The 20,715-nt window shown below is 69.9% G+C and carries 20 protein-coding genes; 6 read left to right on the top strand and 14 right to left on the bottom strand.

Going from position 1 to position 20,715, the window contains the following annotated elements; translation table 11 throughout:
• Window positions 1-71 precede the first annotated feature (71 nt).
• Window positions 72-617: a hypothetical protein gene (locus ACMXN5_RS04660; RefSeq protein ID WP_439674127.1), complete on the top strand. Its 546-nt coding sequence runs from the start codon at window positions 72-74 to the stop codon at window positions 615-617.
• Here ACMXN5_RS04660 and ACMXN5_RS04655 read toward each other — a convergent pair.
• Both ACMXN5_RS04655 and ACMXN5_RS04650 read right to left on the bottom strand, forming a co-directional pair.
• Window positions 578-1,231, bottom strand: coding sequence for a hypothetical protein (locus tag ACMXN5_RS04655; RefSeq protein ID WP_439674126.1), 654 nt, complete (start codon window positions 1,229-1,231; stop codon window positions 578-580). The genes ACMXN5_RS04660 and ACMXN5_RS04655 overlap by 40 nt on opposite strands.
• An 86-nt stretch (window positions 1,232-1,317) precedes the next feature.
• Complete coding sequence (locus ACMXN5_RS04650; protein WP_439674125.1) at window positions 1,318-1,767, bottom strand: ATP-binding protein; 450 nt, start codon at window positions 1,765-1,767, stop codon at window positions 1,318-1,320.
• Window positions 1,768-2,008: 241 nt separating this feature from the next.
• On the opposite strand from ACMXN5_RS04650, the gene ACMXN5_RS04645 reads away from it, so the two are divergent.
• Window positions 2,009-2,866: a helix-turn-helix domain-containing protein gene (locus tag ACMXN5_RS04645; protein ID WP_439674124.1), complete on the top strand. Its 858-nt coding sequence runs from the start codon at window positions 2,009-2,011 to the stop codon at window positions 2,864-2,866.
• Window position 2,867: 1 nt separating this feature from the next.
• Entirely contained in the window at window positions 2,868-3,065 is a 198-nt protein-coding gene (locus ACMXN5_RS04640; protein ID WP_439674123.1) for a DUF397 domain-containing protein, read from the top strand.
• A gap of 778 nt (window positions 3,066-3,843) precedes the next feature.
• Here ACMXN5_RS04640 and ACMXN5_RS04635 read toward each other — a convergent pair.
• The 3 genes from ACMXN5_RS04635 to ACMXN5_RS04625 form a co-directional block, all read right to left on the bottom strand.
• Window positions 3,844-4,407, bottom strand: a complete 564-nt coding sequence (locus tag ACMXN5_RS04635; protein WP_439674122.1) for a DinB family protein — start codon at window positions 4,405-4,407, stop codon at window positions 3,844-3,846.
• 159 nt (window positions 4,408-4,566) lie between these two features.
• Window positions 4,567-5,694 (bottom strand): methyltransferase, encoded by a 1,128-nt coding sequence (locus ACMXN5_RS04630; protein WP_439674121.1) that lies wholly within the window; start codon window positions 5,692-5,694, stop codon window positions 4,567-4,569.
• A 297-nt stretch (window positions 5,695-5,991) separates the two neighbouring features.
• Window positions 5,992-6,441, bottom strand: a complete 450-nt coding sequence (locus tag ACMXN5_RS04625) for a carboxymuconolactone decarboxylase family protein (protein WP_439674120.1) — start codon at window positions 6,439-6,441, stop codon at window positions 5,992-5,994.
• Window positions 6,442-6,523: 82 nt separating this feature from the next.
• On the opposite strand from ACMXN5_RS04625, the gene ACMXN5_RS04620 reads away from it, so the two are divergent.
• Complete coding sequence (locus tag ACMXN5_RS04620; protein ID WP_439674119.1) at window positions 6,524-7,420, top strand: sigma-70 family RNA polymerase sigma factor; 897 nt, start codon at window positions 6,524-6,526, stop codon at window positions 7,418-7,420.
• 104 nt (window positions 7,421-7,524) lie between these two features.
• Window positions 7,525-7,968: a hypothetical protein gene (locus ACMXN5_RS04615; RefSeq protein WP_439674118.1), complete on the top strand. Its 444-nt coding sequence runs from the start codon at window positions 7,525-7,527 to the stop codon at window positions 7,966-7,968.
• 118 nt (window positions 7,969-8,086) lie between these two features.
• Here the strand turns inward: ACMXN5_RS04615 and ACMXN5_RS04610 are convergent, their stop codons facing one another.
• The 7 genes from ACMXN5_RS04610 to ACMXN5_RS04580 form a co-directional block, all read right to left on the bottom strand.
• Window positions 8,087-9,271: an epoxide hydrolase family protein gene (locus ACMXN5_RS04610; protein ID WP_439674117.1), complete on the bottom strand. Its 1,185-nt coding sequence runs from the start codon at window positions 9,269-9,271 to the stop codon at window positions 8,087-8,089.
• A gap of 89 nt (window positions 9,272-9,360) precedes the next feature.
• Window positions 9,361-9,879, bottom strand: coding sequence for a DUF4240 domain-containing protein (locus ACMXN5_RS04605; RefSeq protein WP_439677946.1), 519 nt, complete (start codon window positions 9,877-9,879; stop codon window positions 9,361-9,363).
• Window positions 9,880-9,967: 88 nt separating this feature from the next.
• Window positions 9,968-10,429 (bottom strand): TetR/AcrR family transcriptional regulator, encoded by a 462-nt coding sequence (locus ACMXN5_RS04600; RefSeq protein ID WP_439674116.1) that lies wholly within the window; start codon window positions 10,427-10,429, stop codon window positions 9,968-9,970.
• A 58-nt stretch (window positions 10,430-10,487) separates the two neighbouring features.
• A complete protein-coding gene (locus ACMXN5_RS04595; protein WP_439674115.1) occupies window positions 10,488-11,072 on the bottom strand; it encodes a MepB family protein in 585 nt (194 codons plus the stop codon).
• A gap of 164 nt (window positions 11,073-11,236) precedes the next feature.
• The gene (locus ACMXN5_RS04590) at window positions 11,237-14,428 is read right to left on the bottom strand and encodes a M28 family peptidase (RefSeq protein WP_439674114.1); all 3,192 of its coding nucleotides are present in this window, start codon (window positions 14,426-14,428) and stop codon (window positions 11,237-11,239) included.
• A gap of 261 nt (window positions 14,429-14,689) precedes the next feature.
• Window positions 14,690-16,117, bottom strand: a complete 1,428-nt coding sequence (locus ACMXN5_RS04585) for a helix-turn-helix domain-containing protein (protein ID WP_439674113.1) — start codon at window positions 16,115-16,117, stop codon at window positions 14,690-14,692.
• 584 nt (window positions 16,118-16,701) lie between these two features.
• On the bottom strand, window positions 16,702-17,196 hold the full coding sequence (locus ACMXN5_RS04580; protein ID WP_439674112.1) for a winged helix-turn-helix transcriptional regulator: 495 nt from the start codon (window positions 17,194-17,196) through the stop codon (window positions 16,702-16,704).
• 172 nt (window positions 17,197-17,368) lie between these two features.
• Between ACMXN5_RS04580 and ACMXN5_RS04575 the strand changes: the two genes are divergently transcribed.
• Entirely contained in the window at window positions 17,369-18,766 is a 1,398-nt protein-coding gene (locus tag ACMXN5_RS04575; RefSeq protein ID WP_439674111.1) for an MFS transporter, read from the top strand.
• A gap of 128 nt (window positions 18,767-18,894) precedes the next feature.
• Here ACMXN5_RS04575 and ACMXN5_RS04570 read toward each other — a convergent pair whose 3' ends face one another.
• Entirely contained in the window at window positions 18,895-19,491 is a 597-nt protein-coding gene (locus ACMXN5_RS04570) for an HhH-GPD-type base excision DNA repair protein (protein ID WP_439674110.1), read from the bottom strand.
• A 104-nt stretch (window positions 19,492-19,595) separates the two neighbouring features.
• Complete coding sequence (locus ACMXN5_RS04565; protein WP_439674109.1) at window positions 19,596-20,600, bottom strand: serine hydrolase; 1,005 nt, start codon at window positions 20,598-20,600, stop codon at window positions 19,596-19,598.
• Between the last annotated feature and the right edge of the window lie 115 nt (window positions 20,601-20,715).

The raw sequence follows: 20,715 nt of genomic DNA, 5'->3' as shown, positions 1-20,715 counted from the left end.
GGCATTGTGTTCCTATGGAAGAAGAAGCCGCAAGCCCGCATGAGCCCGAACCCCGGTCGGGGGCCGCCTTCATGGCGCTGTCGGAGGTGGCGTGGCGTTACCGGGCGGACGGGGTCGAGCCGGCGGATCTGCCGATGATCGCCGCCGAGGCGTTGGCGGCCGGGTTGGAATCGCCGGCGCTGTGCGAGTTGGCCGGGTTGGGCCGAGGTGACGATGTTCGTGATCTGGGGGACCTGTTCGAGCAGGCGCTCGCGGAGACGGGGATCGAACTGCCGACTCCCGACCTGGCCTGGCGTTACGCGCTGCGGCGACTGGCGGCCCGGATCGTCGACGAAGGTGTTCCCCTCGCCGAGGTGGCTCGCGGTAGTTGGTGGGACGGGGTGGCCGAGACGGAGGAGGAGCGGGAGTTCGTCGCGCTGCTGCCGGATTGCGCGTGTTGCGTGGAGTACGCCCTGGGGTTCGACGAAGAGCATTGGACGAGTGTGGTGCGGGCGGCGGCGATCGTGCTCGACTCGTCGCCGGTTCGGGTCGGCCCGGCCCGCTGCTCCGTTCCGTTCGACCCGGTGCCCGGGTGCGATCAGGGTCGGGGCTCGCGGAGGTCTTCCCACGACGGGTGATGGTGCATGGTGTCCCGGCCGCAGGGGCAGTGGAGGACGGCTCGTCGGTCGAGGACGAAGACGATGCCGATCCAGTAGTGGCGGAGCGCGCGCAGGCACCACCGGTAGGGGAGGACTTCGTCGTCCGGGGCCAGGCCGGCCAGGTAGGTGCCGAGGTTGGCGCCGAGCGGTACGAGGTCTATCGGTTGCGGGAGCAGGGTGTGCCAGACGCCCCGGTCGGTGAGGACGAGGCCGGAGTCGTCGTCGGTGACCACGCCGATCGTCATGGGGCGGTCGCGTGCGGACGGGTGTTCGTTCATGCGCCGGAAGGTCGCGGACGTGCCGTTTGCCGCGGCCGCCTCCAAGTCCCCGTCGCGGTGGGCGCCGACGGGCGAGACGTGCATGATCGCGTCGATCCGGCCCAGGTACTCCGGGACTTCCTCGAACCAGCCGACCAGGTTTCGTTCGTCGTCGAACGCCCGGGGGACGGGCGTGCCGGGCGCGCTCCAGGCCACGGTCGCGTGGCCGCCCGGGACGCTCGGCAGGAGGTGGACGTCGGCGAGCGAGAGGCATTTCAGAAAGGTACGAGCGGTCTCAAAGGTCTGAAGCAGCCCGACCACTCTTTCGGGTGACATCAAGTGGCTGCCGGTGGAACAGGGTTGGCTTTCGGACACGACAACTCCGTTTCGTCGGAAGAAAATCGGCGGGTGACGACGTCCAGTCACTCCAGATCGAACGCTGCGCCGAACTCGCCTGCACTCATGCCGAGTTCGGTGGCAACCACCGCCCGAACCCACTTGCCACCGCCACGAACGGGCCCAGAACCGAGCCCACATCCCATGGCCCAGACCAGAAAAAGCCCACGCCCACAGCAGTCCCGGTCGTCGGCGGGAGGCTCCACCCCAAGCGCGAACGGCCCACCACCATCAACGACTTCGACCACGACACCCCGGTCGTCCACCACACACGAGATGGACCGAGCCCCACCGGCATGCCGCACGGCATTCCCCACCAACTCGGACGCCACGAGCCGCAACACATCAACGATGTCGCCCCGGCCGCATCCGCTACTCCACAGCGCCACGAATTCCCGGGCCATACAGGCTGCTTCCGGGCCGGGGGGCAGATCGATCCGGTGCACTCCCGTGCACGGGTTTGCGAAATGGGTCATTGCGCGCCGACTCCCCACTGCCAGTGGTGCACAGGGCATCGCGATCTTGCTGCACTTGGTGATCTTTCAAGCACAGGCGGTGACTTGAACGAGACTGCATGCACCGCGCTACATGAGTCAAGCCACATGCGTGAATTATTCAGAAGTCATGCGAACGAGTGTCGACGTCGCTAGGCTCGCGCCGTCAGCGATGCTGCGCAGCTGCACAATGGGGTGGAAATCCTCGGATGGAAGGCGCTCGATGGCAGGCACGGGACCGGGTAATCTGAAGGCTCGACGCGAACTGGGCGCGCGGCTGCGCAAGATCCGCGTGCGAATGGGACGCTCATCGGAGAGCGTGGGCAAGGCCATTGGCATCAGCCAGTCCACGCTCACGCGAACCGAAACCGGCGATCGAACTTGCACAGAACGAGAGTTCTATGCACTGGTCGACTTCTTCGGGCTGGCCGACGGTGAACGCGAGGCGCTTGAGCTGACGGCGATGTCTGTCTGGAACGCGGATCCACCGTGGTGGTCACGCTTTGGCGACGTCATCTCGGCCAACTACGCCATGGTTCTGGAGTACGAGGACTGGGCCACGTTGCGCCAGGACTACCAACTTGCGGTCATGCCACCGCTCTTGCAGACCGAGGCGTATGCGCGAGAGGTCACCGCCGTTGGGTTCAACGATCTGAACCCCGACCAGGTAGACGACTTGGTTGAGGTGCGTACTTGCCGTCAGCGGCGTGTCTATGAAGACCCGTGCTTGGCTATAGAAGCCGTGATTACCCAAGCCGTGCTCGAGTTCGAAGTCGGCGGTAGCGCCGAGCACGACGCGCAACTTCGACACCTGCTGGAGATGACTGCGTTGCCCCACGTGGAGGTGCGCGTGATTCCTTTCGCGGCCGGAGCCGGAGGGACCCAGTCGAATCCCTTCCAGATCCTCTCCTACGGTGAAGGCGAGCCCTCCGTGGCATTCGGACAGGGCGTCGGCGGGAGCACGTTCATGGACGATCCCCGTGACGTGCGGCGGATCACTCGGCTCTTCAAGAACCTGGCCAGACACGCCCTGAGCCCGGAGGATAGCCGTGAACTGATTGCCACGATCAGAAAGAACTGACATGACCCTGCGTCACACTCGCCCTGAGGCCCGTCTCGCCTGGCGGAAGAGCTCGTACAGCCACAACGACGGCGACTGCGTCGAGACTGCCTCGACTCGCGCTTCCGTTGCGATTCGCGACAGCAAGGAACTCGGCGTCGGTGCCCTCGCCGTTCCTCACGCCTCATGGACCCGCCTGACTGAAGCCCTCAAGGGCTGATCGCGTCCGCAGCGCGACCAAGGCCGCCCCGTCGGTGCAGTGAGGGGCGGCTTTGCGGCGCGTGGGGACCTCGTGCGGGAGCCAAACACGTTCCGGGGCTGCGGGATCGGGGCGGCCGAGGGCGCCGAACGGCCCTGCGAGGGTGGATGATCGGGGATGGTCGCGGACGACGGGATCCATGAGGCCCCGGGCCCGGTCGTGAGTACGTGGGACACCATCGCGCGGCGGTGCTCTCCCGGCCGGAGTGACGTCGCGAACGCGATTGGACACGCGGACCGGTGTTCGGCACCCATCGCCGCAGTGGTGGCGGCGCTCACCGCAGCCGTCCTGCACGATGTTCTCACCCGCGCCGTCGCCGTCGGCCGCCAGGCACTTGCCGGTTCCGACGTTCTTGATCCGTACGTGCTCGATTTCGCGACCGGGACGGGGAGCAGGTCCGCCGGACTACCGGCCTCTCCCCGCCATTGTTCGCGACGCGGGCGGGCCGGTTGCGACCCGGCAGGTCGGCGACGTGCCGGCGCCGGAGGTGACGCTACGGGGCAAGTCGGAGTCGCTGCGCGGAAACCGGCCAGGCTCGCCGGGCGGGGCCGGCCACGCAAGCTGCCCGACGGCCGGTTCACCACCCGGCTGTGACCAGGCGCGTTGCGCCGCGATGGCCGTAACCAGGCGATACGTTCCTCGTGGCGGTCGCCGCCGCCGGGCCGGATAGCGGTACTCGTGCCGGCCATACTGCGGCACGAGCAGCGCCTGGCGCCCGCACGCCGGCCCCTCCGAAAGTTCATATTCGGTGCGGTACGGCTTCGTCCTGCCAGTGGTAGAGGTCGCGCAGCAGGGAAATCTCGGCACCGTGATGGATCAGCTCCCTGTTGACGTGCAGGACCCTGTTCTCCATGGGAAACCGCTCGGGACCCACCGTGGGCGGATTGTCCAGGTCGGCGTCCGACAGCTCGCGGACCCCCGCGTTCCATCTCCCATACATCTCGTCGAGTTGTTCGAGCGCCTCGTCAGCGGTCCCCGCGTAGGCGAATGTCCGGAAGTCGACGTCCCGGCCGTCGAAGTACCATTCGACCCGGTAGCCCAGGCACGAGACGATGATGTGCGCCAGCCGCCAGGCAATCGTGGTCACCGGCGCCGGCACCGGGGCAGGGGACGCGGAGTCCATCGTCCATTCCCCCGAACCTTCCGACACCGGTGCGACCGACGTGACACGCGGGCGGATGCTCCAGCAGCCGCGCACCGGCTCCCAGAAGTACTCCTCATCGGTAAGGCCGTCCAGCCGCGGCCGCAGGTTCTTGTACCAGTACCAGTCCAACTGCTCCGCGAGTCGCTCGCTTCTTGTCATTTGCGCACGCTACATACAGCGGAGACCCGGCCGCGATGCGGCGAGCGCGGAGGGTGCCGAACAGAACGACTCGGGCAGCGTGTTCCCGTGCAAGCAACTGACAGCCCCCAGGGTCTCGACGGCGGGACCGGGTGACCGTGGGGGCCGGCGGAGTTGGGGTCAGGTGGCGGTCAGGCGCCATAGGGATGTGGTTTCTGCGGCGCGGGCTGCGTGCAGTGGGGTTTTGGGGTTGCTTGCTCTCGGGTGTTGGGGCTTTGTGGTGGTCTTGTCCAGCACCTTGAGGCCGGCTGCCTTGATGGCTGTGGGGATCTCGTTGGGGGTTCTGAGGCCCAGGTGTTCGGCGAGGTTGGAGAGGATCAGCCAGGCCTCGCCGTTCGGTGTGAGGTGGGAGCGTAGGTCGTTCAGGAAGGCTCGGAGCATGGTGCTGTTCGGGTCGTAGACGCCTTGTTCCACTGCGGATGTCGGGTGGGCGGGGATCCAGGGTGGGTTGCAGACGACCAAGTCGGCGCGGCCCTCCGGGTAGAGGCAGGGGCCGACTACTTCGATGCGGCCCGTGAGGTCGAGCCGGTGGATGTTTTCGCGGGCGCAGGACAATGCGCGTGGGTTGATGTCGGTGGCCACCACGTGATCGACTCCTCGGTGGGCCAGGACCGCGGCGAGTACGCCCGTTCCCGTGCCGAGGTCGAAGGCGGTGCGGCCGGGGCCGCCGCCGGGGAGTGGTGCCTGTGCGACCAGGTCGACGTACTCGCCCCTGACCGGGGAGAAGACGCCGTAGTGGGGGTGGATGCGGGCGGCGAGTGCCGGGATCTCCACGCCCTTCTCGCGCCACTGCCGTGCTCCGATCACGCCCAGCAGTTCGGTGAGCGAGACCGCCGACGGGCCGTGCGGTGGGCCGTATGCCTCGGTGCACGCCCGACGGACGTCGGGGGCTCTGCGCAGCGCCAGCGAGTGGTCGTCCTCCAGTAGTACGAGGAGTTTGCCCAGAACCCGGGCCCGGTGGCCTTTGGTGCGGCGGTGGAGGTGGAAGGACTCGGCCGGACTGTCACCCTCACCCGAACGGGGAGGCTTTCGGTCGAGGCGGTGGTTCATCGCGCGCAGTAGTTGACGTGCGTTGTGGTAGTCGCCGCGCCACAACGCCGCCGTGCCTTCGCAGGCCAGGCGGTATGCGGTATCGGCTTTCATCCGGTCGTCCGCGACGACGACGCGTCGGGGAAGCGGTGCGGCGCTCTCGGAGTGCCAGCGGGCGGATCGGACCGTGTCGGCTTCGGTCCAGTGGATTGTGGACACCACGTACTCCTCGTGATCGAACGTGCGGGGCACGAAGAGCACTTCGACGAGGAGCAGGTGAAAACGACGCGCGTGCTACGGCACAGGCGCGTGTATCGGGGCAGGCAGGGCTACCGCTCCCGCGTCGAAGCGCGAGAGGAGACGTCGCCGAGAACCATGCCTAGCGTCACGACCAGCCCTTTCGGGGACGTGGTGGAGAGATGACACGTGAGGTTTGCACAGTTCTCGGCGCACCGGCAACCCGGATTCGGCGACGGGGGGAGGCGTGGGCCTCCCCCCGGATGGCGTTCCGTTTCGCTACCAGGTCTTGCCGGCCTGCTCGTTCGTGGTGCGGTTGATGCGGTTGAAGAAGTTGGTCAGGGCGATCTCCAGGGTGATCGCGCCCAGTTGCTCCTGGGTGAAGTGGGCGGCGGCGGCCTCCCAGATCTCGTCGGTGACGCCCGGGGCGCCGTCCTGGATCCGGGTGGCGGCCTCGGTCAACGCGAACGCCGCCCGTTCCTCGTCGGTGAAGAACGGCGTCTCGCGCCAGGCGGCCACCTGGTGCAGCCGCTCGTCCGACTCGCCGGCCTTCTTCGCCGCGTCGATCGAGGCGTACACGCACGGGCTGCAGCTGTTGATCTGGCTGACCCGCAGGTGGATCAGCGACAGCAGGCGCGGCTCGACGCCCCCGGCGTGGATCGCCTTGAAAAGGTGTTGGAAAGCGGTGGTCAGGTCGGGGCTCGGCGCGCTCTTCAGCCGTGCTTCCATGGGTCTGCTCCTTCATCGGTTACCTGCGCCCCTTCGGGCCCGTCATCACCCATGACGGAGCGGATCCGAGGAAGGTAACAACATGTCCGGCACCAACCCCGACCCCGGGCCCGGCCCCACGGACCCGATGGTCGAGGCGTTCGAATCCCAGCGCGACCGACTGCGCGCGGTCGCCCATCGCATGCTCGGGTCGCATTCCGACGCGGAGGACGTGGTCCAGGAAGCCTGGCTGCGGTTGTCCCGCCAGGACACGGTGACCATCCACAACCTCGGCGGCTGGCTGACCACGGTGGTCGGCCGGATCAGTCTGGACGTGCTGCGCTCGCGACAGGCCCGTCCCGAGGCGTCCTACGACGAGCAGTTGCCGGAGTTCGTCGTGACGATCGACGACGGCCGCGCGCCGGAGGACGAGGCGGTGCTGGCCGACTCGGTCGGCCTCGCGCTCCTGGTCGTGCTCGAATCGTTGCGGCCGAACGAACGGCTCGCGTTCGTGCTGCACGACCTGTTCGCGGTGCCGTTCGACGAGATCGGCAGGATCCTCGGCAAGTCCGCCGACGCCACCAAGATGCTGGCCAGCCGGGCGCGCAGGAAGGTCCGGGCGACCGAGCGGCCGGCGGACGGCGCGCGGGAGCAGCGCGAGGTGGTCCACGCGTTTTTGGCGGCGGCTCGCCACGGCGCCTTCGAGGAGTTGTTGCGAGTGCTCGACCCCGAGGTGCGGCTGGTCGTCGACACCCCCGGCGGTACGGTCGTCACCCTCGGCGCCACCAAGGTCGCGGCGGGGGCGCGACTGGCCGGGGGCGGGGTCGCGCTGGGGCGGGCGGTGTTCGTCAACGGCCTCCCCGGGGTCGTTTCCTGGAGCGAGGACGGCTCTGCGCTCTCGGTCCTCGCGTTCACCGTCGTCGACGGCCGGATCACCGAGATCAGGGCCGTGGTCGACCCGGCCAAGCTGGCCCTGATGGATCTGCCGGATCCGAGGTGAGCCAGGGCGATGCGACGGAGGTCGGGAATGGCCGCGACGTACAATCCCAGCGAGGGCGAGGCGCCAGGCCGAGATTCCGGTACCGGTGTGAGGGAGGGGACCGGATGTTCGGTTCGAAGAAGAAGCAGAAGCTCGACGATCTGATGGCGCAGCTCAGGCCCGACCTGAGTCGGGAATCACTCGGCGTCGGGCCCGACTTCCCGGGCGTCGCCCCGAACCCGGTCCTGAGCGGTGATGCACGCAAGCGCAATGCGGAACTGCGTACGGGGACGCTTGCGCTCGGCGTTCTCGTCGACTGGCGGGAGGTCAACAACAATCCGCGCGTGGTCCTGATGTTCGACGTGGAGACCGCCGACGGCATCTCGTTCCGCGGTATCGCAGACGAAGACCTCACGATCACCGAACTCACCCGACTCGCCCCGGGACAGACGTTGCCCGTGCGCTACCGGCCGGCCGTGATGGACCACTACGTCTGTCTTGCCCGGGACGCGGACCCCGCCCACGTGCAGCGGCTCTCCGACGAGATCGCGAGCCGCAAGCGGACCTGACCCGAAGCCATTGGCCGGGTCCCCGGAAAACCAGGGTCGGCTCGGGCGCTCGGCGGGGACGACCCCGGCCGGGCGCCCGGCCGAACCGAACCGGGCGATCGTCGCCGTGCGCCGTCCGTCAGGCCGGGTTCGGGTCCGCCTTGCGGAACGGGCGGAAGAACGTGCGTAGTTCCTCGGCGTACAGTTCGGGTTCCTCGAACGCCGCGAAGTGGCCGCCGTGCTCGGCCTCGGTCACGCGCACGACGTTCGTGGTGCGCTCCATCCAGGCGCGCGGTGGGCGGATCAGGTCGCCGGGGAACAGCGTGAAGCCGGACGGGACTTCGACGCGGCGGGCGAGTTGCGCGGGCGGGATCGAGCCGTTGGCCCGATACATCCGCATCGACGAGCCGATCGTCTCGGTGAGCCAGTAGATGGTGATGTTGGTCAGGATCTCGTCCTTGGTGAAGCCGCGCTCGATGTCGCCGTCGCAGTCGCTCCACGCGCGGAGCTTCTCGACGATCCAGGCGGCGAGGCCGGCCGGCGAGTCGGTGAGCCCGACGGCGGCGGTCTGCGGCTTCGTCCGATGCATCGCGGCGTAGCCGCCCTCGGCCGCGCCCCAGGCGGCGACCTCCCGGAACCACTCGCGCTCCTCGGGCGTGAACTCGGCGAGGTCGCCGGAGACCACGGGTACACCGGCGTCGGTGCGGTGTACGGCCACCACCCGGTCGGGGTGGTCGAGGGCGAGGTAGCGGCTTACGTGGCTGCCGATGTCCCCACCCGCCGCGCCGAATCGGGCGTAGCCGAGCCCGTCCATCAACTCGGCCCACAAACCGGCGACGGCGATGGAGTCGAGGGGCGGACCGGTCGGGCGATCCGAATACCCGTAGCCCGGCATGTCCGGTACGACGACATCGAACGCGTCGGCCGGATCACCCCCGTGCGCACCGGGATCGGTCAGCAGCGAAATCACCTTGGTGTAGCGCCAGAACGAATCCGGCCACCCGTGCCCGAGCACCAACGGCAACACGGGCCCGGTCGGCGCGACGGCCCGGGCATGCACGTAATGGATCCCGAGCCCACCGATCGTCGCCCGAAAGCGCGGCAACCGATTGAGCGCGGCCTCCTGCGCGCCCCAGTCGAACCCGTCCGCCCAATAGCCCACCAACTCCCGGAGATACCCGAGATCGACCCCGAGCCCCCACCCGACCTCCTCCGGCGCATCCGGCCATCGCGTCGCCCGCAACCGCGCCCGAAGGTCGGCAAGCACGGCGGGATCGGTGCGCCCAATGAACTGCTGCGGCTGGAACACCTTTTCGTCCGACATGGACGCATGCTAACTCCGCGACGATCACACCCCGGACCGCACACGCACCCACGCCCTCACGGCCCGGATGGTCGCGATCACGTCACCGCCTACGTGCGGAAGCGGGTCCACAGGTTGGGGTAGCGGGTGGCCAGGGCATCGTCGAATTCCAGATTGATCGCCGTGCCGACCGGGTCCACCGGTTGGGGTGGGAGGCCCACCGGGGGCATGGGGGTGCCGGTCATCTGTTCGTACGCCTCGTCGGCGGCGTAGCCCAGGTCCTCGCCGTCGCCGTCGATCTCCGGGTCGAAGGTGTCGAGGAGGTCGGCCAGGTCGTCGGGGTCGCGGAGGGCGCCCTCGAAGACGTCCCGGCCCTGGCCGATCAGCCAGCAGCGGAACGAGTCGAAGACGTCGTCGCTCGCGCCTTCGAGCAGGACCGCCGCCGCGCCCCACAGGTCCCAGCGGTACGCGCGGGTGTACCGCGCCTCGAAGTGTTTGGCGAAGTCGCAGACGGAGTCGGGATCGAGCTGTGTCAGGCGCTCCACCAGCAGGTCGGCCTGCTCTTCGGGGTCGCCCTCGGCCGCCTCGCGCGTGGCGTCAATGAGTTCCCAGAACTCGCTCTCGTCCATCACGGTCGGATCATCGCATGCGCGGGGCCGAACGCCCGGGAGGACATGAAGGGCAATTCGGTTCGCCCGCCCGGGGCCGGCTCCGGGGTCAACCGCGACCGGCGAAGAAGGTGCCGGCGTGTTCGGCGAGTTCGGCGCTGTGGGTGACCGCGCCCAGGGCGGCGACGGCGATGTCGGCCGTTGGCGGGGTGGTGAGCAGGGACACCATGCCGTCCATCAGCGCCTCCAGGTCGCCCCGGAGGCTGCCGGTGTCGGGCATGGCGAACTCCAGGCGCCGGGCACCGGTGAGCGCGGCACCGAGGAGGGCCCCCTTCGACGGCCACCAGCGGTAGATCGTGGTCTTGTTCACCCCGGACCGCTCGGCGACCCCCTCGATGGTCAGGCCCTCGTAGCCCTTCGCTCCGGAGGCGGAGGGGGCGGCGACGCTGGTCACCGAGCACTGGATCGACCGCCGCCGCGACGGATGGCGCCGCCGGGTCGCCGAGACACTCGGACTGGTCTTCACCGGCACCCCGGCCGCGCGGCGCGCCGAGCACAACCGCGAGGGCATGCGCACGACGCTGCGCCGCCCCCGGGCCGCGTGTGGCGGCGCCCCCTGACGTCGAGAGCTACCGGGCCCCGCCCGGCGCGTACAACCGCCGGATCCGCGCCGAGTCCGCCGGCGCCTCACCCGACAGCGTGAGGAAGTGCTCGACCTGCCAGGCCCGGGTCCGCTCCGCCTGTCGAACGGTCGGCGTCACCCACGGCGGGTAGACCCGAAAACCCCGCTTGCCCCCGACACCGCCCACGGACAGGATGCCGCGCTCCGCCAGCACCGCCGTCGGAAACACGAACTGCCCGAGGTGTTCGCCCTGCCGGCAACCGATCACCACCAGGTCGATCGCGTCCTCGACCGCCGACGGCTCGATCGGCCCGGCGGCCGAGCGCCGCCACAGGGTGACGAACAGGCCGACCTTGGTCGGCGTGGTCCTCGCGCTCCGAAAGCGGACTCGGGCACCGGCCACGGTGAGCGTGTACGCCCCGTATTCGGCGCTCTCCGGCTCGGCGACCGGGCGGCCGCACCGGAACCCGATCGGGTCGTAGATCATCTCCTTGGCAGCCGTCAGATCGGCGGGCAGGGACGGCGACCCGTCGCCCGGCCAGGGCTCGGCCCCCGGATCGGACCCGGCCGAAAGATCAGGGTTCGTAGCCATTCGGGCATCCTGCCGGCACGCACCGGCAGTGCGGATGCCGACCCCGGACGCCGACCCCGAACGGTGTGATGCCCGGCGACCCAAACCTCGGGCCACCGGGCATCACAATCGGGGACAGCGGTCGTACGGACTACCTACGTGCTACGTGCTCTCGGTGTGCGGCCTCAGCACGGTCCGAGGTCGAGCCACACCCCCCACTGCCCAGTGGTCCCGGGGGTCTCGCCCTGGGTCCACCACTTGGCGCGGTAGGTGTGCCCCTGGTACGAGACCGTGTTGCCGCCCACGTAGACGGTGTTCGCGTCCCAGGCGGGCGCGGAGCAGTTGCCCGGACCGCCGTCGCCGACCGTCAGCGTGTACGTGGTCGAGTGCACGACCGAGCCCGTGCCCGTGATGGTGATCGGGTACGTACCGGCCGCGGTGCCCGCCGAGACGGTGATCGTCGCGGTCGAGGAGGTGCCGCTCTGGACCGACGGCGGGCTGAAGCTCACGCTGATGCCCGACGGCGCGTTCGAGCCGAGCGTCACCGTCTGCGCCGTACCACTGGAGGTGGTGGTGTTCACCGTCGTGGAGACGGTGGCACCGGGCTGCGCGTTGCCGGAGGACGGAACGGCCGAGATGGTGAAGTCGTTGGTGGGCGTGGTGCCGCCGACCGCGGTCTTCCAGATCGTGTACGCGACACCGTCCGCGCTGCGGTTGAGCACCGTGGCGCTGATGTTGGAGCTGGTGTCACACGAGGAGTGGTAGCAGGAGTCGTAGGACTGGTTGGCCTGCCCGCCCCACTTCGTCGCCTGTGCCGAGGTCTTGCGCGCGTCGGCACCGGCCGCGTAGCCCGACGTCGGGATGCCGGCCTGCTGGAAGGAGTAGTCGTCGGAGCGTCCCTGGCCCTCGACGTTCTCCTCCGGGCGCAGGTTCAGCGAGTCCCAGTACGCCTTCATCGGCGCGGCGGTGGCGGAGTTGATGTTGTTGATGAAGTAGCCGCCGTTGGGCGAGCCGACCATGTCGAAGTTGTAGTAGCCCTTGATCGCCGCGCGCTGCGTGGAGCCGAGCTGGCTGACGTAGAACTGCGAGCCCTGGAGGCCCTGTTCCTCGCCGGCCCACCAGCCGAAGCGCACGTGCTTGGTCAGGCTGGGGTTGGCCTGGGCGAGCGCGAGCGCGTTCTCCAGGAGGGTGGCGGAACCCGAACCGTTGTCGTTGATGCCGGGGCCGGCCTGGACGCTGTCCAGGTGGGCGCCGAACATGACGACCGAGTCGGCGGGGCCGCCGGGCCAGTCGGCGATCAGGTTGTTGGAGCGGTACGTGCAGGAGGTGCAGGTCTGCTCGCTGACCTGGAAGCCGGCCGCCTGGAGCTTACCCTTCACGTACGCCACCGACGCGGTGTAACCGGCGCTGCCCGCACGGCGGTTGCCGCCGTTCTGGTTCGCGATCTGGTTGAGCTGCGTCAGGTGCGACTGCACGTTCGCGACGTTGATGTCCGGCGGGTCGCTCGGGTTGCCCGGCCCGCTGCCGACGGTCAACGTGTACTGCGCGGTGTGCGAGGTGGAACCCGTGCCCGTGATGGTGACCGAGCTGGTGCCCGCGCTCGCCGACGCGCTCGCCGACAGGGTCAGCACGGAGGACTGGTTCGTGCCGATGGTCGCCGGGTTGAACGACGCGGTGACGCCGGCCGGAAGGGGGCCGGTGGTCAGGGTGACGTTCTGCGCCGGACCCGAGACCAGCGTCGCGGTCACGGTCGTGGTCGTGCTGCCGCCGGGCGTGACGCTGCCGCTGGTCGGGCTGACCGCGAGGCTGAAGTCCGAACCCGGGTCGACGTTGCAGACCGGGTCGCCGGTCTGGGCCGGCACGCTGACCGCGTCCCACGCCGCCTTGGTCTTCTTGAACAGGTCACACGTCGGGTCGATGGTCTTGGCCGCGGTGAGCGTCGCGGTCCGGTAGCGCTTGTAGGTCATGCCGCTGGTCTTGAGCAGCATGCCGCCGTAGAAGACCTTGCCGGCCTTCTGGATACCGGCGCCGGTGAGGGTGGTGTTGTTGCAGGTCGGGCTGGTCGGCTTGCCGCCGCCCGGGTTGGTGCCCTCGGCGAGGAGGTAGAACCAGTGGTTGAGCGGTCCGGCCGCCGCGTGCTCCTCGGTGCTGGGAATGGAGGAGCTGTAGCAGTCGGGGTCGCCGTTGGTGGACGGCTTGTACATGTAGCGGATCGGGCCCTGGCCCACGAGGTTGACGGTCTCGCCGACGGTGTAGTCGGGGGCGTCGTACTGGGAGGGCTCGTTCGTGTACGCCTCGGTCAGCGCACCCATGATGTCGCCGGTGCCCTCACCGAGTCCGGCCTCACCGCTGGTGCCGCCGGGGGTGAACTGGTCGATGCCGTGGCCGAATTCGTGGCCCACGACGTCCATCGAGCCGATCCACTGGTTGCTCTGGTTGTGGCCGATCGAGACCGACGAGCCGTCCCAGTAGGCGTTGACGTCGTTCAGACCGACCTTGACGGGCCAGCTGCCGCCCGTGCCGTCGTGGCCGTTGCGACCGAGCCAGTCGCGGAGCATGTTCCATTCCTTCTGCGCCGCCCACATGACGTCGACGCAACCGGTTTCCTTGCTCGACGCCTGGCCGTTGCCCCACGAGTCCGAGGACTTCGTGAAGACCTGGCCGGAGCTGTAGTCGGCACAGGTCAGGCCGGGGCGGCCCGGGTCGCGCAGAGAGTACGAACCCCCGGAGTTGGAGGTGTCGATGGTGAGCGGATTCGGGCCGTTCCACTGGCTGTTGCCGGTGCCGGCCTTGACGTCGTCGACCTTGTCGAGCACCTTGCCGGTGGTCGCGTCGACGAACACGTGCAGGCGACTGGGCGCGGTCGCGGTACGACCCGCCACCACCGTCTCCCAGGCCAGCGCGCTGTTGCCGTCCTTGACCCGGACGACGAGGCGGTGCGATTCGACCTTGTCCACGACGGGGAGTTGGGCCCGGGACGTGGCCTCGGCGGCACCGGCCGCCACCGTCGGTTGGGTGATCACGGAGATGCGCGCGTCGGTCGAGGCCTGGGTCGCGTGGACTCGGCCCTTGCCGTCGGCCATGACCACCGCGTCGCCACCGACGACCGGCAGGCCGCGGTATGTGCGCTGGTACGCGACCGAGTACAGGTCGTTGATCCACGGCGTGACGACCTGGCGTTCGTACTGCTCGTCGGGACCCTTGGCGAGGGCGTCCAGGCCGCTTGCGGCCGCCCGGTCGGCGGCGGATACCGCGAGTGCCTGCGGGTTTACGGGGGGAGGTGACGGGTCGGCGACGGCCGGTGCTCCGGCCGCGCCGATCGCCAAGCCGGCGAGCATGGCCAGGACGGTCCCGGCCGTGGTCGTTCTGCGATTCATCGAGGCTCCTTGGGAGGGGACATGCCTCGACCACGTCGCCGGCTTGCGCCGCGTACGCCTCGTGAGCGACGCGGGCGACCGTGCAGGCCGGGTTCGTGCCCGAGCGAGCGAAACACTCACACGGGTGTGGGGACTTGGTGAAGTGATCGGCAACGGCCGGCAAATTCCGGCAAACGCCAAGCAGACCCCGGGAGTCGCGGGAGTGCCTGGTCGCCCGGTCGGGCGGCGGTGCGATGCCCCGACGAGTGCGCCGACGACCGTTCAGTGACCCGGCATCTGCTCCAAGAGGTCGCGCACCTCCGGCAGATCGCTCCAATGTTGGGTCAGACGTCGGCGCAGGCCCAGGAGTTCCCGATTTGTGGTCGCGGTGCCCAGACCGGCGGCCTCGTGGATGACCGGGGCGGCGGTGGTCACCGCCGCGTCGGGACGGCCGGCGCAGGCAAGCGCGTCGGCCAGCCGTACGGTCAGCAACACCCGGGCGGGGCGCAGCGGAACGGGCAGCAGGTCCAACGCGGCCTCCACCGACTGGACCGCCGACCGGGCCGAGGCGAGATCGCCGGTACGCGCGGCCAGATCGCGCAGCGCGCCGCCGACGGTGGCCTCCATGCGGAGTCGGCCGGCCAGTCCGGTCAGCCACGGTGCCTCGGCGCGGTCGCGTTCGTCGAAGCGGTTGATCTGCCGATGCGCGGTGGCGATCTCCTGGCGACACTCGCCGATGTCGCCGCCGAGCGCGTGGCCGCGGGCCTGGTAGAGCTTGGCGAGCGTGGTGATCCAGGCCCGGCCGGTGTCCACCGCCTCCAGGGCGCGGGCGTAGGCCAGTGCGGCCGTCGCGTCGCCGTCGAGGCGGGCCAGTGAGCACACGTCGCCGAGCAGCGAGGCGCGGGCGCCCGGACTCTCGCAGACGTCCGCCCAGTTGAGGCCGCGGTCGTACCAGGCCATGCCGATCACGCTCTGGCCCTGCTGCATCCGGAAACGCCCGGCGAGTTGGGCGTAGTCGGCGGCCAGGCGCAGCTGCGCGTGCGGCGAACGGCCTTGCGCGTTCAGGGATTCGGCCCAGCTGACGATGCGGCGCAGCACGTACTCGACGGAGCCGACCAGGCCGGTGGTGGTGCCGCCGTGCAGGCCGGCCTGGGTATAGCCGCCGAGCAGGGCGGTGAGTACGTGGACCACGTCGGGGTCGACGCCGGTCGGGTTGTTGCCGTCGATGCCGGCGAGGATGGTGAGCGCGTCGGCGTACGGCGGGACCTCGCACTCGTGGCAGCCGTCCTTGCCGTGCAGGGGGCAGGGCAGGCCGTGATAGGGCAGCCGCTCGGGCCAGAACCGGTCGGCCAGGGGGGCGAGTCCGGCCGGCGCCTCGCCGCCGGGTATCACCGAGAAGTGCGTGCGGTGCAGGGCGGGCGGCGGGATGGCGCGGCTGGTCAGGAGGGCGGACAGGTCGCCGCCGGTGTCGAGGAGGTCGTCGAGCCGGCGCGGCAGACCGGCGGGCGGTTCGCGCAGGCCCGCCTCCAGCTTGCTGATCAGGCTGTGGTGGTAGCCGACGCGTAGCCCGAGTTGCTGCTGGGTCATTCCGGCGAGGCGGCGCCGGGTCCGCAGCGTGCGGCCGAACTCCGCCCACAACGGTGTGGACGCGACCTTTAGAGGTGTGGACGCGACCTGTGTGGTGACGGGTGCGTTCGGGAGCCTGTTCACGTTCGTCCTCCCCGAGGTAACTCCGGATGGTCGACGGTTGGTCACTGCCCGGAGCAGGGTGACAGACGGGAGTGCGAGTTGTCTCCGATGGAACGAGGCATTCCGCTTTTGGCGTGCGGTGGAGGTGGGGTTGGGCGGTGGGTTGGGCGGGGGGTGGGTGGCACGGGACGCGATGTGACATATCACCCCGGGCTGGCGGGGGCGGGGTCGGTGGGTGGGCCGCGTGGGTGGGGGCGGGGGTGGTCCCGTGCGGTCGGGTGGGCGGGGGGGCTCAGGCGGTCGGGGGGTGGGTTGGCCGCAGGCGCACTCGGGCCGTGCGGCGGCGGCCTTTGGCCTCAAGCGCCGGCCGGGCTGGGTGGCCTCAAACGCCGGCCGGGCTGCTTGGCCTCAAACGCCGGCCGGGCTGGGTGGCCTCAAACGCCGGCCGGGCTGGGTGGCCTCAAGTGCCGGCCCGGCTGGGTGGCCTCAAACGTCGGCGGGCTGTTTGGGATCAAGTGCCGGTCGGGGCTGGGTGGGGGTAGCGGGTGGGTGGGGTGGGGGTTGGTTGGGTTGGGCTGGAATGGGGCTTGTGGTTTGTGGGGTGGTTAGGCCGTGGGGGTGGCTTTTGGGGGGAGGTTTGACAGGAGGCCGTCCCTTGCGCCTGGGCCTGGGGTTGCCTTCAGGGTTTCGGGGGTCAGGGGTTCCTGGCAGGCGGAGCAGATGTGGATCGCGGTTGTGGGGTGGCCGCACGGGGTGTGGGTGACGATCACCGGGGGGCCGTCGGGCGCGGCCCATTGGTCGCCCCATTGGCGCATGGCGTTGAGTACCGGCCACAGGCTGCGGCCCTTGTCGGTCAGGCGGTAGTCGTAGCGGACCGGCTTGTCCTGGTAGGCCGCGCGTTCGAGGATGCCGTGCTCGATCAGGTGCTCCAGGCGCTGGGTGAGCACGTTGCGCGAGATGCCGAGCCGGTCGTGGAAGTCGTCGAAGCGGGTCACGCCGAAGAAGGCGTCCCGCACGATCAGCATCGTCCACCACTCGCCGCCCACCTCGAGGAACTGGGCGACCGAGCAGTGCATCTCCTGGAAGCTCTTGCGGCGCATGGCGTCAGTGTAATGGGTGGGTTGCATGATTGTACTTAGTTAGTTGCTTTATAGAACTTGGTCGTTCTAGGTTGGCTGAGTTGCTTGATAGAACTTACTCGCTGAGTGACCTGGGAGGGCTCTCGTTATGGCCGGTAGTGGCTCGGATCGACCGCCGCGTGCGTTTGCGGCGGTGTTGGTCTGTGCGGGCGTGGTGCTCGTCAACCTGGACCTGTTCATCGTCAACGTCGCGATGCCCTCGCTGGCCGAGACGTGGTCGGGCTCCTCGCTCGCCGACCTGTCCTGGGTGCTGAACGCCTACACGGTCGTCTTCGCAGCCCTCCTCGTGCCGGCCGGGCGGTTGTCCGATCGGATCGGGCATCGGCGTGCGTTCCTGGCCGGCGTCGCGGTCTTCACCCTGGCCTCCGCGCTGTGCGCCGCCGCGCCGGAGTTGGTGGTCCTGGTGATCGCCCGACTCGGCCAGGCGGTCGGCGCCGCGCTGTTGATGCCCGCGTCGCTGGGGTTGTTGCTCACGTCGTACCCGCCCGAACGTCGCGGTACGGTGATCCGCGCCTGGGCCGCGATCGGTGGAATCGCCGCCGCGGTGGGCCCGGTCCTGGGCGGCCTGTTGCTCGAACCCGGTTGGCGCTGGGTCTTCGTGGTCAACCTGCCGATCGGCGTGCTGACGCTGGTATTCGGCGCGCGCCGACTGCCCGACCCCGCGCCGACCGATCGTGGGCCGCTGCCGGACCTGGTGGGAGCCGTGCTGTTGACCGCCGCGATCGGCGCGTTGTCGCTGGGCGTGGTGCGGGCGCCGGACTGGGGCTGGTGGTCCGGCCGTACGGTCGGCGTGTGGGTGGCCACCCTGGTGCTGGTGGCCGGATTCCTGGTGCGCAACGGGCGGCATCCGCGTCCGGTCGTCGAGGGCGCGCTGGTGCGGAATCGGGTCTATGCGGTCTCGGGGGTGGCCAACGTCCTGTTCGGCGTCGCGTTCGCCGGGATGCTGATCTCCGCCACGATGTGGATGCAGACCGTGTGGGGTTGGAGCGCGCTGCGGACCGGCCTCGGGACCGTTCCCGGGCCGCTGTGCGTGCCGTTCGTGACGATTTTGGCCGGGCGGTACGCGGCCCGGGTCGGACCGGGGCCGCTGGTCGTGCTGGGCGGGATCTCGTTCAGTGCGGGTTTGGGTTGGTGGATCGTCCGACTCGAACCGCACGCGCACTACGCGAGCGACTTCCTGCCCGGTTCGATCCTGAGCGGCATCGGCGTCGGGCTGGTCCTGCCGACCCTGATCGCCACCGCGACCGGTGCGCTGACGCCGGATCGCTTCGCCACCGGCTCGGGGGTGATCACGATGTTGCGGCAGGTCGGTGCGGCCCTCGGGGTCGCGGTGTTCGTCGCGGCGGTCGGCACGGAGGCCACACTCGACGGCTACGACCGGGCCTGGTACATCCTCGGCGGTGCGACGTTGCTCACCGCGCTCGCCGCCCTGTTCCTGCCGAGGGCGGGCCGCGGCGCGGCAGCGGGAGTGGCGGCCGAGCGGGCCTCGGGAGCGGTGGCGGCTTCGGCGGCATCGACGACGGTGAACTGACGAGGACGGTGAACTGACGAGCGGGGCAGGGCGGGGAGCGGGCAGGCCGGGCGCGGGGCCGCTCCCCGCCCCGGTCGGGCTTCCCGCCCGGGGTGGGGCTTGTGTCCCCGGTGGGTTCGCGTTTTTGGTCAGGTTGCCTTGGTTGCTTTGGCGGCCTTGGCGGCGCGTTTGGCTTCCTGTTTGTGGGCGCGGACCTTGGCCAGGGAGTCGGGGCCGGTGATGTCGGCCACCGAGCGGTAGGAGCCGACCTCTCCGTAGGCGCCGGCCGCTTCGCGCCAGCCCTTGGGGGTTACGCCGTATTGTTTGCCGAGCAGGGCCAGGAAGATCTGTGCCTTCTGCTTTCCGAAACCGGGCAGTTCCTGGAGCCGCTTCAGCAGTTCGGCGCCGGTTTTCGCGTCGGTCCAGACCGCGCTCGCGTCGCCGTCGTAGTGCTCGACCAGGTACTGGCACAACTGCTGGACGCGGTGGGCCATCGAGCCGGGGTAGCGGTGTACGGCGGGCTTCTCGACGAAGAGGGCGGTGAAGGCGTCCGGGTCGTAGGCGGCGATCTCGTGTGCGTCCAGGTCGGTGGCGCCCAGGCGTTGGGTGAGCGTGTAGGGGCCGGTGAAGGCCCATTCCATCGGGATCTGCTGGTCCAGCAACATGCCGGTCAGCGCCGCCAACGCACTGCGTCCCAACAACTCGTCGGCCTCGTCCTGCTGGGCGAGGTGCACTGTCGTGTTCATCCCCCGATGATCTCCCGGCCGGCCCCGGACCCGCACCCGGACTCGCCGCCGATCACGTGGATGGGGCGCTGCCGGCCGGCGGCGATGCGGACGGGTGGTCGTGGTCAGCCCAGGGCCGTTGCCACTGCCGGGACCGCGGCTCGGGCGACGGCTTCGACCTGGGATACGCCCTTGTCCATGGTCGGCTGGTCGTCGGAGAGGATGGCGATCAGCAGTGGCCGGCCGGCGTGGGTGATGTGGCCGATGCTGTTGATCACCCACAGGCCGGTGGCATCGCGGGGGAGCCAGCCGTTCTTGAGCGCCGGGGTGGTGGCGGGGTCGGCGGTGACCGATACGCCCCAGGTCTGGTCGCCCTCGACGGAGGTCATCAGGTCGGCGATATAGGCCCGGGAGCCGGCGTCGAGGGGTGAGTCGGCGGCGGTGATCGCGGCCAGTAGGCGGACCTGGTCGGCGGCGGTCGTCGTGGTCAACCCCCAGGAGGCGCCGGTCGGTTCGGTCTCGGTCAGGCCCAGGACCGCGTTGGCGGCGCGCAGACCGGCGGCACCGCCGACGGCGGACCACAGGGTGTCGGCGGCGTCGTTGTCGCTGTTCTCGATCATGGCCTCGGCCGCGGCCCGTTCGGCGGCGGTCGGCGCGCGGTCGTCGTGCTGGGCCCGCAGGAGCAGCGCGGCCAGGATGTCGACCTTGACGATGCTCGCGGCGACGTAGGCGCGGTCCTCCCGATAGCCGGCAATGGTGCCGTCGGCCGGGTCGAGGATGGCGACCGACACGTTTCCGATGGTCGCGGGCATCGCGGCGGCGAGGACGTCGGCGGCGACCGGCCCCACGGGCGGTTGCGGGTCGGCGCCGCGGGCCACGTCGGCGGGGGCGGCGGCGCGGCTGTCCGGCGGTGGCAAGGTGGGCTCCGTGTGCTCGGGCGGCGTGGCCGATGTCGCCGGAGCCGCACCGGTGTTCGCGGTGGCGGTGGCGCTCGCGGTCGGCTCGGCGCGGCTGCGGGAGACGGCCGACCACAGCAGGGTCGCACAGACCAGGACGATCACGATGGGCACGACGACGGCTCGGCCGCGGCCGATCGGGCGGCGGCGAGTGCGCTCGCGAGCGGGGCTCATGCTCCATACGGTGGTGGGCGGCCCTGTGCGGTGGGTGAGACGCGCATGAAGAGCGGATGAGAGTGGCGGCAGTGGCACGGCGAACACGCCGACACCGCGGCGGTTGTGCTCGTGC

The organism is Embleya australiensis (genome assembly GCF_051903075.1).
GTDB lineage: Bacteria > Actinomycetota > Actinomycetes > Streptomycetales > Streptomycetaceae > Embleya.
Note: the sequence above shows the minus strand (reverse complement) of the source record. Positions and strands in the feature narration are given on the sequence as shown.